Genomic DNA, 13,517 nt, shown 5'->3' on the forward strand with positions numbered 1-13,517 from the left:
TCGATGGCGTAACACGCTCGACGGTACACGGCGCGTATTGCACGAATGTGCCAATCAGCGCGCGCTGTTCGCCGGATACGTCACATCATGATGCATTGGCGTGTCAACCCGCGTCGTCAACGCACGTCACTTGATCGACGTCATCGCCCGAACGCACCAGCGCTTGCTCAAGTCCACCCTTCGAGCCGCAACGTCGAACGTACGAGCCGCTGTTCCTCCTGCTCGATCTCGCGCAGATACTCGACGCACTGGCGGATATGTTCGCTCGCGGCCTTGCGTGCCTGGTCGGGCAACCGCCCGGTAACCGCGTTGTAGAGCCGCGCATGCTGGCGGTCGATCTGCTTCTTCAACGGCTCGCGGTGATAGAGGTTGTTCACCGACGCGAACACCGAACTGAGCAGCAGGTCGGTCAGCGACTGCAGCGTATTGACGAGCACGGGGTTGTGCGACGCCTCGCAGATCGCGAGATGGAACGCGTGATCGAGCTTCGCGCGCGCGGCGGGGTCGAGATCCTGCGCGTCGGCCGCCGTCATTTCCTCGTAGCGGCGCCGGATCAGGATGAAATCGGCCGGCGTGCCGCGCAGCGCCGCAAGCCGCGCGGCCTCGGCCTCGAGCATCCCGCGCACCTCGAACAGGTCGTACAGCGTGCGCGGCTGCGAGCCGAGCAGATGCATCATCGGCGTGACCTCGCGCTGCGGGGTCAGGCTCGCAACGAACGAGCCCTTGCCGTGCGCCGTGTCGATGATCCCGCGCGCGTGCAGCAGCTTCATCCCTTCGCGCACGGCCGTACGCGACACGCCGAGCTTCTCGGTCAGCCGCCGTTCGGACGGCAACGCCTGCCCGGCCTTCAGCACGCCGTCGACGATCAGCTGTTCGATCCGCTCGGCGACGACATCGGCCACGCGCCGCGCCGGCCCTTCTCGATCCTGCATTCCCATACTGGTATGACCACTTTGGACGGATATCGCCGATTTTCTCACAAAGCCTTGTTCCTACTGGTTTTTCCTGGCCCGCCACGACTATCTCAAAAGGCTCGATCGAAAAACTGGTACGACCACCTTGAAGACATCTGGACACACCCGCGCGGCCCGCCAAGAATCCCTTCCTTCCGGCGTGCCGCGCATCGCGCGGCCGCCTGCATGGTGGAGACAGACCGATGAGTTTCATCTACGACGAACGGATCGACGGCGCGCTGGCGACCGTCGACCGTGACACGCTCGTCGCCGCGCTGCATGCGGCGGCGCCCGGCCTCGACGTGCTGCACGAACGCGAGGCGCTCAAGCCGTTCGAATGCGACGGCCTCGCCGCGTACCGCACGGTACCGCTCGCGGTCGTGCTGCCCGACACGGTCGACCAGGTGCGCGCGGTGCTGCGCGTCGCGGCCGCGCACGGCGTGCCGGTCGTCGCGCGCGGCGCGGGCACGGGGCTGTCGGGCGGCGCGATGCCGCTCGAAAAAGGCCTCCTGCTGGTGATGGCGAAGTTCAACCGGATTCTCGACATCGACCCCGATGCCGGCATTGCACGCGTGCAGCCCGGCGTGCACAATCTCGCGATCTCGCAGGCGGCCGCGCCGCATGGCCTTTACTACGCGCCCGATCCGTCGTCGCAAATCGCATGCTCGATCGGCGGCAACGTCGCCGAAAACGCGGGCGGCGTGCACTGCCTGAAATACGGGCTCACGGTGCACAACATCCTGAAGGTCGAGATCCTGACGATCGACGGCGACACGCTCACGCTCGGCGCCGATGCACTCGACGCGCCCGGCTTCGACCTGCTCGCGCTGTTCACCGGCTCCGAAGGCATGCTCGGCATCGTCACCGAAGTGACCGTGAAGCTGCTGCCGAAGCCGCCGAGCGTGAAGGTGCTGATGGCGAGCTTCGACGACGTCGCCGAGGCCGGCGTCGCGGTCGCGCGAATCATCGGCGCGGGCGTGATTCCCGGCGGCCTCGAGATGATGGACAACCTCGCGATCCGCGCGGCCGAGGATTTCATCCATGCGGGCTACCCGGTCGATGCGCAGGCGATCCTGCTGTGCGAACTCGACGGCGCGGCGAGCGACGTCGACGAGGATGCCGAGCGCGTCGCCGCGCTGCTGCGCGACGCGGGCGCCACCGAGATCCGCGTCGCGCGCGACGAGGCCGAGCGCCAGCGCTTCTGGGCCGGCCGCAAGAACGCGTTTCCCGCGGTCGGCCGCATGTCGCCCGACTACTACTGCATGGACGGCACGATCCCGCGTCGCGAGCTGCCGCGCGTGCTCGAAGGGATCGCCGCGCTGTCGGCCGAATACGGGCTGCCGGTCGCGAACGTGTTCCACGCGGGTGACGGCAACATGCACCCGCTGATCCTGTTCGATGCGAACCGGCCCGGCGAGCTCGATCGCGCGGAAGCGCTCGGCGGCAGGATCCTCGAGCTGTGCGTCGCGGCGGGCGGCAGCATCACCGGCGAGCACGGCGTCGGGCGCGAGAAGATCAACCAGATGTGCGTGCAGTTCAACGCCGACGAAATCACGTTCTTCCACGCGGTGAAGGCCGCGTTCGACCCGCAGGGGCTGCTCAATCCCGGCAAGAACATCCCGACGCTGCACCGCTGTGCCGAATTCGGCGCGATGCACGTCCATCACGGCCAGCTGCCGTTTCCCGAACTGGAGCGCTTCTGATGCGACGCGACATCGAATCGATCGACGACAGCGCGGCGCTCGTCGCGCAGGTCGACGCGGCGATCCACGATCGCCAGCCGCTGCACATCCGCGGCGCCGGCACGAAGGCGTGCCTCGGCCGCCCCGTCGAAGGCCGCACGCTCGACGTGCGCATGCATCGCGGCGTCGTCTCGTACGACCCGACCGAGCTCGTCGTCACCGCGCGCGCGGGCACGCCGCTCGCCGATCTCGAAGCAATGCTCGACACGGCCGGCCAGATGCTGCCGTGCGAGCCGCCGTCGTTCGGCGGCGCGGCGACGGTCGGCGGGATGTTCGCGGCGGCGCTGTCGGGACCGCGCCGCCCGTGGGCCGGCGCGGTACGCGACTTCGTGCTCGGCTGCCGCGTGATCACCGGCCACGCGAAGCACCTGCGGTTCGGCGGCGAAGTGATGAAGAACGTCGCGGGCTACGACGTGTCGCGGCTGCTCGCGGGCAGCTTCGGCTGTCTCGGCGTCGTGACCGAGGTGTCGCTGAAGGTGCTGCCGAAACCGCGCGCGACCGGCGATCTCGCGTTGACGCTCGCGGCCGGCGAAGCCGTTCAGCGCGTCGCCGCATGGCGGCGCGCGGGGCTGCCGCTCGCGGGCGCGTGCCACGCGGACGGCGTGCTGCGCGTGCGCATCGAGGGTGGCGACGGCTCGGTCAAGGCCGCGCGCGACACGATCGGCGGCGATCCGATGGACGACGCCGGGGACGCGTTCTGGGCACGGTTGCGCGACCTTGCGCTGCCGTTCTTCGACGATCCGCGCCCGCTGTGGCGCGTGTCGGTGCCGGCTGCCGCGCCGCTCGACGCGTTACCGGGCGCGCAGCTCGTCGACTGGGGCGGCGCGCAGCGCTGGCTGAAGAGCGACGCCGCGCCGGCCGACGTGCAGCGGCTCGCCGCGCAATGGGGCGGCCACGCGACCTGCTTCACGGCGGGCGCCGCACACGCGCCGTTCCAGCCGCTGCCGCCCGCGCTGCTGCGCGTCCACCGGCAGCTCAAGGCGCAGCTCGACCCGTACGCGATTTTCAACCCCGGCCGGCTCTACGCCGACTTCTGACGCGAACCCGACCCCGACCCGCCGATGCAAACCAATCTCAGCGAAGCAAGCAAGGCCCTCGCCCGGGCCGACGAAGCGGAAGCGATCCTGCGCGCCTGCGTGCACTGCGGCTTCTGCAATGCGACCTGCCCGACCTACCAGGTGCTCGGCAACGAGCTCGACGGGCCGCGCGGCCGCATCTACCTGATCAAGCAGCTGCTCGAAGGCGAGCCGTGCGGCGAGCGCACGCAACGGCATCTCGACCGCTGCCTGACGTGCCGCAACTGCGAGACCACCTGCCCGTCCGGCGTGCGCTACCACACGCTGCTCGACATCGGCCGCGCGGAAGCCGAGAAGCGCGCGCCGCGGCCCGCGCGCGAACGATGGCTGCGCGCGGGGCTGCGTCACGTCGTGCCGCGTCCGGCGACGTTCGCCGCGCTGCTGAAGGCCGGTCGCGCGCTGCGCCCGCTGCTGCCCGGCACGCTGCGGGACAAGATCCCGGCCGCCGTCCCCGCGGCGGCCGCGCGCCCCGCCGCGCGTCACGCCCGGCGCGTGCTGATGCTCGAAGGCTGCGTGCAGCCGTCGCTGTCGCCGAACACCAACGCGGCCGCCGCGCGCGTGCTCGACCGGCTCGGCATCAGCGTCACGCCGGCGCGCGAGGCCGGCTGCTGCGGCGCGACCGAATATCACCTGAACGCGCAGGAGGCGGGCCTGGTCCGCGCACGCCGCAATATCGATGCGTGGTGGCCGGCGATCGAAGCCGGCGCGGAAGCGATCGTGCTGACGGCGAGCGGCTGCGGCGCGTTCGTCAAGGAATACGGCGACCTGTTGCGCTCCGACCCCGTCTATGCGGAGAAGGCGCGGCGCGTCAGCACGCTCGCGCGCGATCTCGCCGAAGTGATCGCGGCCGAGCCGCTCGACGCGCTGGCCGATGGGACGCCGCGCCGCATCGCGGTCCACTGCCCGTGCACGCTGCAGCACGCTCAGCGCCTCGGCGGCGCGGTCGAAAGCGTCCTGACGCGGCTCGGCTTCGATCTGACGAATGTCGCCGACGGCCATCTGTGCTGCGGCTCGGCCGGCACGTATTCGCTGACGCAGCCCGAGCTCGCGACGACGCTGCGCGACAACAAGCTCGATGCGCTCGAAGCCGCGCGGCCGGACCTGATTGTCACGGCCAACGTCGGCTGCCAGACTCACCTGAACGGCGCGGGTCGCACGCCCGTACGCCACTGGATCGAGCTCGTCGACAACCGGCTCGTCAACTGACCGGATTCCGGAGGAATGCCACCATGCAGACGAAACCCGAACTCGAACTGGCCGATGCCGACCGCATGCTCGCCGCCGCCCGCGCGGAAGCGGAACGCCACGGCTGGGCCGTGTCGATCGCCGTCGTCGACGACGGCGGCCACCTGCTCGCGTTCGCGCGGCTGGACGGCGCGTCGCCGGCCAGCAGCGACATCGCGCAGGACAAGGCGCGCGCGGCGGCGCTCGGCCGTCGCGAGACGAAGGCGTATGAGGATATGATCAACGGTGGCCGCACCGCGTTTCTCAGCGCGCCGCTGAGCGGGTTGCTCGAAGGCGGCGTGCCGGTCACGGTCGGCGGCCGGATTGCGGGCGCGATCGGCGTGTCTGGCGTAAAGTCGGAGCAGGACGCGCAGATCGCCCGTGCCGGCACACAGAGCGTCGCGGAATAACCAGCCAAGCCGCGCGCGCATTTTTCCCCGGGAGGATTAACGATGATCGACCAAGCAGGACTGCAAGTCGCGCCAGCGCTGAGCCAGTTCATTGAAAACGAAGCGCTGCCGGGCACCGGCATCGACAAGGCCGCGTTCTGGAGCGGTTTCTCGGCCCTGGTGCACGACCTCGCGCCGCGCAACCGCGAACTGCTCGCGGAACGCGACCGCCTGCAGCAGGAACTCGACGCGTGGCACCGTGCCCACCCGGGCCCCGTACGCGACCACGCCGCGTACCGTGCCTTCCTCGAACAAATCGGCTACCTCGTGCCGGTCCCGTCGAACGTCGCGGCAGCCACCGCGAACGTCGACAGCGAGATCGCCACGCAGGCCGGCCCGCAGCTCGTCGTGCCGCTGTCGAACGCGCGCTACGCGCTGAACGCCGCGAACGCCCGCTGGGGCAGCCTGTACGACGCGCTGTACGGCACCGACGCGCTGCCCGAAGACGGCGGCGCCGAACGCACCGCGGCCTACAACCCCACGCGCGGCCAGCGCGTGATCGACTATGCGCGCAACGTGCTCGACAACGCGGCGCCGCTCGCGAGCGGCTCGCACCGCGACGCGCTGCGCTATCGCGTGCAGGACGGCCAGCTCGCCGTCGAAACCGCGAAAGGCAACGTATCGCTCGCGCAGCCGGCGCAGTTCGTCGGCTACCAGGGCACGGCCGACGCGCCGTCCGCGATCCTGCTGAAGCACAACGGCCTGCACCTCGAGATCCAGATCGACGCGTCGACGCCGATCGGCCGCGCCGATCTCGCGAACGTGAAGGACATCGTGCTCGAAGCGGCGGTCAGCACGATCATCGACTGCGAGGATTCGGTCGCGGCGGTCGACGCCGACGACAAGGTCCAGCTCTACCGCAACTGGCTCGGCCTGATGCAGGGCACGCTGGCCGAGGAGGTCGCGAAGGGCGGCAAGCACTTCACGCGCCGCCTGAACGCCGACCGCGAGTACACCACGCCCGACGGCGGCACGCTGTCGCTGCACGGCCGCTCGCTGCTGTTCGTGCGCAACGTCGGCCACCTGATGACCAACGGCGCGGTGCTCGACCGCGACGGCAACGAGATCCCCGAAGGCATCCTCGACGGCGTCGTCACGACGCTGTGCGCGCTGCACGACCTGAAGGCGAAGCGCAATTCGCGCACGGGTTCGATCTACATCGTGAAGCCGAAGATGCACGGCCCGGTCGAAGTCGCGTTCGCCGATACGCTGTTCGCGCGCATCGAGGATCTGTACGGCCTGCCGCGCAACACGCTGAAGATGGGCATCATGGACGAGGAGCGCCGCACCAGCGTGAACCTCGCCGCGTGTATCGCCGCGGCGGCCGCGCGTGTCGCGTTCATCAACACCGGCTTCCTCGACCGCACCGGCGACGAGATGCACACCGCGATGGAAGCGGGCCCGATGATCCGCAAGGGCGACATGAAGTCGTCCGCGTGGATCCAGTCGTACGAGCGCAACAACGTGCTCGCGGGCCTGTCGGCCGGCCTGCGCGGCCGCGCGCAGATCGGCAAGGGCATGTGGGCGATGCCGGACCTGATGCACGCGATGCTCGAGCAGAAGATCGCGCATCCGCGCGCCGGCGCGAACACCGCCTGGGTGCCGTCGCCGACCGCCGCGACGCTGCACGCGCTGCACTACCACCTCGTCGACGTGCAGGCCGTCCAGCAGGAACTCGAGAAGACGCCGTACGCGAGCGAACGCGACACGCTGCTCGAAGGGCTGCTGACCGTGCCGGTCGTCGAGCGCGCCGCGTGGAGCGAGGCCGAGATCCTGAGCGAGGTCGAGAACAACGCGCAGGGCATCCTCGGCTACGTCGTGCGCTGGGTCGAACAGGGCGTCGGCTGCTCGAAGGTGCCCGACATCCACGACGTCGGCCTGATGGAAGACCGTGCAACGCTGCGCATCTCGAGCCAGCACATCGCCAACTGGCTGCGCCACGGCGTGATCACCGAGGCCTTCGTGCTCGACGTGTTCAAGCGGATGGCGCGCGTCGTCGACCAGCAGAACGCCGGCGACCCGAACTATCGCCCGATGGCGCCCGGCTACGACCAGTCGACCGCATTCAAGGCCGCGTGCGCGCTCGCGCTGCAGGGCACGTCGCAACCGAGCGGTTACACCGAGCCGCTGCTGCACCAGTTCCGCCTCGCGTTCAAGGCGCAACAGCACGGCGCCTAAACCTGCGCATGCGGGCCGGTCCGCATGCCGGCCTGACCAAACGGGCGGCCCTCGCGGCCGCCCGTTTTCATATTCGCGTTGACACGGCCACTGCAATCGTCCGCTGAAACCGATAATCGGTACATACCACGTGCATTCAAGTATCTCGGACGCCCGCCGTTAAACCAGTGGAATCGCCGGCCATACGCGGCGCGGCACCCTTTTGCATACCGCAAAGCCTTGTACCGCAACGCTCTGCCCGATATTTGCAAGTCCGTGAATTCACTATAATTTGATCCGGATCAACGGGTCGCAACATTTTCCGCGCACACGAACGCGCGCGTTATACTCCGTTGAATCCACGCCACCCGATTCGCCGGATCGTCGAATCGCGGCAGATGCCACCGGTGAATCGATGATTTACCGGTTAATCCGGCCGCGATTGCCGATAATCGGTGTCAACTTTCTCCGCCGAACGGCGGGAAGGCGCCGGAAGGGCCGCGCACCGGATCGCCGCCGACACGTCATACGAACAATCGCATCGGCCCGCCGCCAGGCGGCGATGCCCATCGATCCACACGGACCATGGCAGAAACCGACTACGCAATGCCCAGCGAATCCGGCCCGACGCGCCGTGTCGCCGCTCATCTGCGCAGGTTCCTGCTGCCGCACCTGATTTTCTATACCGGGCTGCTGATCGCGCTGCTCCTGCTGCTCCTGTGCGGCATCGTGCTGTACGAAGGCCGCATCGACGCGCGCGACCGTTCCATTGCGATGCAGCAGAACCTGGCGCTGATGGCGTCGTGGGACATCGAGCGCAACATCGAGATCTATTCGCTGTCGCTGCAGGCCGTCGTCGAAGGCGCGACCGACCCCGAAGTCGTCAAGCTGCCGATGCCGCTGCGCCGCCAGGTGCTGTTCGACCGCGCGACGACCGCCAAGTACCTCGGCGGCATCTACGTGCTCGACGCGAAGGGCGACATCGCGGTCGACGGCAAGAGCGATGTGCCGCGCAAGGCCAATTTCGCCAACGAGCCGTATTTCGCCGTGCACCGCGACCATCCCGACGTCGGCCTGTACGTCAGCCCGCCGTATCACTCCCGGCTGCGCGGCGGCTCCCCGAGCATCGCCCTCAGCCGGCGGATCGCGAAGCCCGACGGGTCGTTCGGCGGCGTCGCCGTGATGTCGATCCGGCTCGAATATTTCCAGAACCTGTTCTCGCGCCTGTCGCTCGGCGATCGCGGCTCGATCGCGCTGATCAACACGGACGGCAAGATGGTCGCGCGCGAGCCGTACGACCCCAAGATCGTCGGCCGCGACATCAGCCATGCCAGCACGTTCCGGCGCTTCATGACGGCCAACGAAGGCAGCTTCGCCGACACCGCGACGATCGACGGCGTGCGGCGCCTGTACGTGTTCCGGCACCTCGAGCACCTGCCGCTCATCATCATGGTCGCGCGCTCGGAGGCGGACACCTACGCCGCGTGGTACGACCGCGCGATTCCGATCGGCTCCGCGATGGCCGTGCTCGCGATCGGCTTCGTCGGCCTGTCGCTGCTGCTCGACGTGCAGTTGCGCAAGCGCCACCGCGCGGAAACCGAACTGCAGGCGCTCGCGCGCACCGACGGCCTCACGGGCCTCGACAACCGCCGGATGCTCGACGTCACGCTCGCGCGCGAATGGCGCCGCGCCGCGCGCGAGCAGCACGCGCTGTCGCTGCTGTTCATCGACGTCGATTACTTCAAGCGCTACAACGACACGCAGGGCCACCAGGCCGGCGACGACGCGCTCGCCGCGGTCGGCCACTGCATCGCCGGCTGCCTGCGCCGCCCGGCCGACTATGCGGCGCGCTACGGCGGCGAGGAGTTCGTCGTCGTCCTGCCCGACATCGACACGGACGGCGCGGTGACGATCGCCGAGGCGATCCGCACGGGCATCCTCGATCTCGGCATCCGGCATGACGCCGGCACGGCCGGCCGCCTGACCGTGAGCATCGGCGTGACGACGAGCTACCCCGAACGCGACGACGACATACAGGCCGCGCTGAAGCTCGCCGACGACGCGCTGTATCGCGCGAAGGAAACCGGGCGCAATCGCATCGTCGTGCAGACGGCCGCGCCGCCGGACCATTTCGAATCGCGGCGGGCCTGAACGCCCGGGTGCCCGGCGGCGGCGCCGCCCGCGCGCAAAATCGCCGACAATGTCGGCTCGATCCGCCGCCGCGCCGCCGCGCGGCTGACGCGCCCGGCCGGCCCGCGCCGGTTCGCGGCCGCTTCGCACCACCATGAGACTCAAGGCAAAGATCTTCCTTCTGGCCGTCGTGCCGTTCCTGCTCGCGATCGCCGGCATCGGCTTCGGCGTGCGCCAGCAGGCGACGTCGCTCGCGCGCACGCAGCACGCGACGATCCAGGCCGCGTACCTGTCGAGCAAGGAAGTCGAGCTGAAGCACTATGTCGAGCTCGCGACGAGCGCGATCATGCCGCTCTACGACGCGAGCGGCCGCAATGCGCGCGACGACGCGCTGCTGCGCACGCAGGCGCTCGCGATGCTGCAGAAAATGGATTTCGGCCCGGACGGCTATTTCTTCGTGTACGACCTGCACGGCAATGCGCTGATGCATCCGCGCGAGCCCGAACGGGTCGGCCACAACTACTGGTCGATGCGCGACCCGCAGGGCGCGCTGACGATCCAGAAGCTGATCGGCGCGGCGTCGAGCGGCGGCGGCTACGTGCGCTACGCATGGCAGCGACCGTCGACGGGCCGCGTCGCGCCGAAGCTCGGCTACGTCGTCGCGCTCGAACGATGGGGCTGGATGGTCGGCACCGGCATCTATCTCGACGACGTCGACACCGCGCTGCAGCGCATCGACGCGCGGGCATCCGCGAACATCAAGCGCACGATGAGCTGGCTCACCGCGATCGCGCTGACCGGCGCGGCGGCGATCGCCGTATGCGCGCTGGTGCTGAACGTCAGCGAGTCGCGCAGCACCGACGCGAAGCTCAAGCTGCTCGCGCAGCGCATCGTCGAATCGCAGGAGCAGGAGCGTGCGCGGCTGTCGCGCGAGCTGCACGACGGGATCAGCCAGATGATGGTGTCCGCGAAGCTGATGCTCGAATCCGCGCTCGCGCGCTTCGAGCGCGGCACGGCGCGCGTGCCCGAAGCCGAGCAGGCGCTCGCGTCGGGTGTCGGTCGGCTCGGCGACACGCTGCGCGAAGTGCGGCGCATCTCGCATGCGCTGCGGCCGTCGATGCTCGACGATCTCGGCCTCGCGGCCGCGCTCGAACAACTCGTGCGCGAACTCGGCGCCGAAAGCGGCATCGACATCGGCTATACGCAGGTCGCGCACAGCGGCGCGCAGCCGCTGCCCGAGGCCGTCAACACCGCGCTGTTCCGGATCGCGCAGGAAGCGTTGAGCAACATCGTGCATCATGCGCAGGCGTCGCGCGCGGCCGTCACGCTCGACGTCGGCGCGCACGCCGTCACGCTGACCATCGCCGACAACGGCTGCGGCTTCGACGCCGAACGCTCGCAGGCCGACGCGCGCCGCGGCATCGGCCTGCGCAACATGCGCGAGCGCCTCGACGCGCTCGGCGGCACGCTGACGATCGCGTCGCAGGTCGGCCACACGATCGTCGCCGCGCGCGTGCCGCTGCGCGGCGTGACGACACGCCCCATGACAGGAGACTTTCACGCATGAGCGCCCCCGACTCCGCCCGGCCCGCCGCCCGACTGCTGCTCGTCGACGATCATCCGCTCGTGCGCGACGGCCTGCGGATGCGGCTCGAGGCGGCCGACCTGTCGGTGGTCGGCGAAGCCGGCAACGCCGACGAGGCGCTCGCGCTCGCCGCGTCGCTCGAACCCGATCTCGCGCTGATGGACGTCGGCATGAACGGGATGAACGGCATCACGCTCGCGGGCGTGTTCCACGATCGGTTTCCCGGCATCCGCGTGCTGATGCTGTCGATGCACGACAACGTCGAATACGTGACGCAAGCCGTGCGGGCCGGCGCGAGCGGCTACCTGCTGAAGGATTCGCCCGCGAGCGAGATCGTCCGCGCGATCGGCGCGGTGCTGGCCGGACAGACGTTCTTCAGCGAAGGACTGGCCGCGCGGATGATCCACGCGAGCGCGACCGCGTCGCCGCTGGATCGGCTGACGCCGCGCGAACGCGACATCCTCGATGCGCTGGCGCAAGGGTTGTCGAGCAAGCAGATCGCGCAGCAGACGGGGCTGTCGGTGCGCACGGTCGAAACGCACCGGCTCAACCTGAAGCGCAAGCTGGAGATCGAAGGGCAGGCCGAGCTGATCAAGTTCGCGGTCGAGCATCGGCGGCGGTAGGTCGGTACCCCAAGCGCATCCCCTCTCGATTCGCCGTTCAATTTCATACTCGTCCAATCGACCGCTCCCCGGGTCGATGGAATCCTTTCGCTTGCCGCAGCAGGCGACATCGTCATGAGCCGCGCCCTCCCGCGCGTGACGTCGTCACGCGGCACACGGTATCGCCGACACGGGTCGGCGACCGGAACCGGGGAGCGAAATCATGAAACGCCGTATCGCGGTGGTCGGCGACGCGCTGGAGACCGGGGGAAGCATCCTTGCCTATGCGGGGCCAACATTCACGTTCGGCAGCCCCGGTCGCCAGGTTGCGTTGATCGGCGGTCTCGCATTCTGCGATGCATGCCAAGGCACCGGGCCGATCGCCAAGGCCGGCGGGCCGCGACGTCTCGAATTCATGGGTGAAACGGCCGCCGATGGTGACGTCGTCTTATGCGGCTGCCCGACACCGCCGCGCATCGTCGCGGTCCTCGCCGGCGAATCATGGTGCGATGACATGGCGGAAACGGCAGGCATTGTGACGTCCGGCGAAAATCGGAAAGGCGGTGTCGTGTCGATCATCGCGGGCGCTTACGACGAATCCGTTCACGCCATCGGAAGTGGTGCGTCGACAGGCTATCCGTACGTTATCGAAACGTCGGACGGACGCATCCACTCGGGCCACCTCGATGACAGCGGGCATCTGCCGCGCATTCACACTGCCAGTGAGGATGAATACGTCGTCTATTGGGGCGACGAAGCGCTCGCCCGATCAAGCGGGGACGCATAGTGCCGAACCCGAGGACAACCGTGAAGACAACCGCCGTGCCGGAATCGCACAAGGCAGTCGAGTTGAAGTCCGTGACGTTTTCCGAGCTCTGGAACAACTATGCTCACGGCAATCCGTACGACGATCCGAACGGACAATACAAGAACCAGTGTGCAATCCGGATGAGCGTGACGCTGCACAAGGTCGGCATCGCAATGAAGTCGTTTTCGCAGAAGCGGGTTCGGCCGATGCCGGGCAAACCGACGATAGGCCGCCTTCTCATCGACGGTAAACCGACCGCGACTCGTGCATACGAGTTCGCCGAATGGTTGAAGCTGCGGCCGGTCGCCGGCGTGCTGCCTCCCGAGAACATTACGGGACCCGATTGGGCACGCAAAGTAGCAGGCCGAACCGGAATTGTCTTTTTCGATGGCTACTGGTTGCAGGACGGCGATTCGCCAGATAATTTGAGCGGCGGGCATATCGACCTCTGGAACGGACGCAGGCTCACCGGTTTCGCATCAGGCATTCGGATTTCATGGAATATAGTCATAGCGGGCTTCTGGTCTGATTTCCGTCACTCAAAAACCATCCTGTTCTTTCCCGTCAAATGAAACTCGTTGCCGCTGTAGCGGGCGCACTTGTCGGCGCAGCCTGCGCGACCTTGTTCTGCTGGGGCGCGCTCTACGCATACGGAACGTTCGTCCTGCATGGCAGGGGCAGTCTTTTCGATACGAACCCGGAAATCGCGAATGCATTCTTCGCAGGATGGGGTGGGCTGTCTGTCATCGTTGCGATCGTCTCGGCGAGCATCGTAACTCGCAGGAAATCAC

General features: G+C 68.3%; 11 protein-coding genes. 10 read left to right on the plus strand and 1 reads right to left on the minus strand.

Going from position 1 to position 13,517, the window contains the following annotated elements; all coding sequences use genetic code 11:
* Positions 1-167: 167 nt before the first annotated feature.
* The gene (gene glcC, locus HWX00_RS23035) at positions 168-938 is read right to left on the minus strand and encodes a transcriptional regulator GlcC (RefSeq protein WP_049030349.1); all 771 of its coding nucleotides are present in this window, start codon (positions 936-938) and stop codon (positions 168-170) included.
* Positions 939-1,156: 218 nt separating this feature from the next.
* Between glcC and glcD the strand changes: the two genes are divergently transcribed.
* The 10 genes from glcD (at position 1,157) to HWX00_RS23085 (ending at position 13,298) form a co-directional block, all read left to right on the plus strand.
* Entirely contained in the window at positions 1,157-2,656 is a 1,500-nt protein-coding gene (glcD, locus tag HWX00_RS23040) for a glycolate oxidase subunit GlcD (RefSeq protein WP_175029344.1), read from the plus strand.
* Positions 2,656-3,732 (plus strand): glycolate oxidase subunit GlcE, encoded by a 1,077-nt coding sequence (glcE, locus tag HWX00_RS23045; RefSeq protein ID WP_034187575.1) that lies wholly within the window; start codon positions 2,656-2,658, stop codon positions 3,730-3,732. Before glcD ends, glcE begins: the two co-directional genes overlap by 1 nt.
* A gap of 24 nt (positions 3,733-3,756) precedes the next feature.
* Entirely contained in the window at positions 3,757-4,977 is a 1,221-nt protein-coding gene (glcF, locus tag HWX00_RS23050; RefSeq protein WP_034187574.1) for a glycolate oxidase subunit GlcF, read from the plus strand.
* Between the two features lie 23 nt (positions 4,978-5,000).
* Complete coding sequence (locus tag HWX00_RS23055) at positions 5,001-5,405, plus strand: GlcG/HbpS family heme-binding protein (protein WP_059559247.1); 405 nt, start codon at positions 5,001-5,003, stop codon at positions 5,403-5,405.
* Positions 5,406-5,447: 42 nt separating this feature from the next.
* Positions 5,448-7,622 (plus strand): malate synthase G, encoded by a 2,175-nt coding sequence (locus tag HWX00_RS23060; protein ID WP_034187572.1) that lies wholly within the window; start codon positions 5,448-5,450, stop codon positions 7,620-7,622.
* 564 nt (positions 7,623-8,186) lie between these two features.
* A complete protein-coding gene (locus HWX00_RS23065) occupies positions 8,187-9,752 on the plus strand; it encodes a sensor domain-containing diguanylate cyclase (RefSeq protein WP_034187571.1) in 1,566 nt (521 codons plus the stop codon).
* A gap of 133 nt (positions 9,753-9,885) precedes the next feature.
* Positions 9,886-11,298, plus strand: coding sequence for a cache domain-containing protein (locus HWX00_RS23070; protein WP_175028857.1), 1,413 nt, complete (start codon positions 9,886-9,888; stop codon positions 11,296-11,298).
* Entirely contained in the window at positions 11,295-11,939 is a 645-nt protein-coding gene (locus HWX00_RS23075; RefSeq protein ID WP_049028717.1) for a response regulator, read from the plus strand. The genes HWX00_RS23070 and HWX00_RS23075 overlap by 4 nt, the downstream gene beginning before the upstream one ends.
* Positions 11,940-12,141: 202 nt before the next feature.
* A complete protein-coding gene (locus HWX00_RS23080) occupies positions 12,142-12,705 on the plus strand; it encodes a PAAR domain-containing protein (RefSeq protein WP_059559258.1) in 564 nt (187 codons plus the stop codon).
* Positions 12,705-13,298, plus strand: a complete 594-nt coding sequence (locus tag HWX00_RS23085) for a type VI secretion system amidase effector protein Tae4 (protein ID WP_034187568.1) — start codon at positions 12,705-12,707, stop codon at positions 13,296-13,298. The genes HWX00_RS23080 and HWX00_RS23085 overlap by 1 nt, the downstream gene beginning before the upstream one ends.
* Positions 13,299-13,517 lie beyond the last annotated feature (219 nt).

Source organism: Burkholderia seminalis DSM 23518 (assembly GCF_902832885.1).
In the GTDB taxonomy this organism is placed as follows: domain Bacteria; phylum Pseudomonadota; class Gammaproteobacteria; order Burkholderiales; family Burkholderiaceae; genus Burkholderia; species Burkholderia seminalis.

What these genes read in the sequence shown, in the direction of transcription:
- glcC (WP_049030349.1), bottom strand. Translation starts at nt 938, where the DNA reads ATGGGAATGCAGGATCGAGAAGGGCCGGCGCGGCGCGTGGCCGATGTC.
- glcD (WP_175029344.1), top strand. Translation starts at nt 1,157, where the DNA reads ATGAGTTTCATCTACGACGAACGGATCGACGGCGCGCTGGCGACCGTC.
- glcE (WP_034187575.1), top strand. Translation starts at nt 2,656, where the DNA reads ATGCGACGCGACATCGAATCGATCGACGACAGCGCGGCGCTCGTCGCG.
- glcF (WP_034187574.1), top strand. Translation starts at nt 3,757, where the DNA reads ATGCAAACCAATCTCAGCGAAGCAAGCAAGGCCCTCGCCCGGGCCGAC.
- HWX00_RS23055 (WP_059559247.1), top strand. Translation starts at nt 5,001, where the DNA reads ATGCAGACGAAACCCGAACTCGAACTGGCCGATGCCGACCGCATGCTC.
- HWX00_RS23060 (WP_034187572.1), top strand. Translation starts at nt 5,448, where the DNA reads ATGATCGACCAAGCAGGACTGCAAGTCGCGCCAGCGCTGAGCCAGTTC.
- HWX00_RS23065 (WP_034187571.1), top strand. Translation starts at nt 8,187, where the DNA reads ATGGCAGAAACCGACTACGCAATGCCCAGCGAATCCGGCCCGACGCGC.
- HWX00_RS23070 (WP_175028857.1), top strand. Translation starts at nt 9,886, where the DNA reads ATGAGACTCAAGGCAAAGATCTTCCTTCTGGCCGTCGTGCCGTTCCTG.
- HWX00_RS23075 (WP_049028717.1), top strand. Translation starts at nt 11,295, where the DNA reads ATGAGCGCCCCCGACTCCGCCCGGCCCGCCGCCCGACTGCTGCTCGTC.
- HWX00_RS23080 (WP_059559258.1), top strand. Translation starts at nt 12,142, where the DNA reads ATGAAACGCCGTATCGCGGTGGTCGGCGACGCGCTGGAGACCGGGGGA.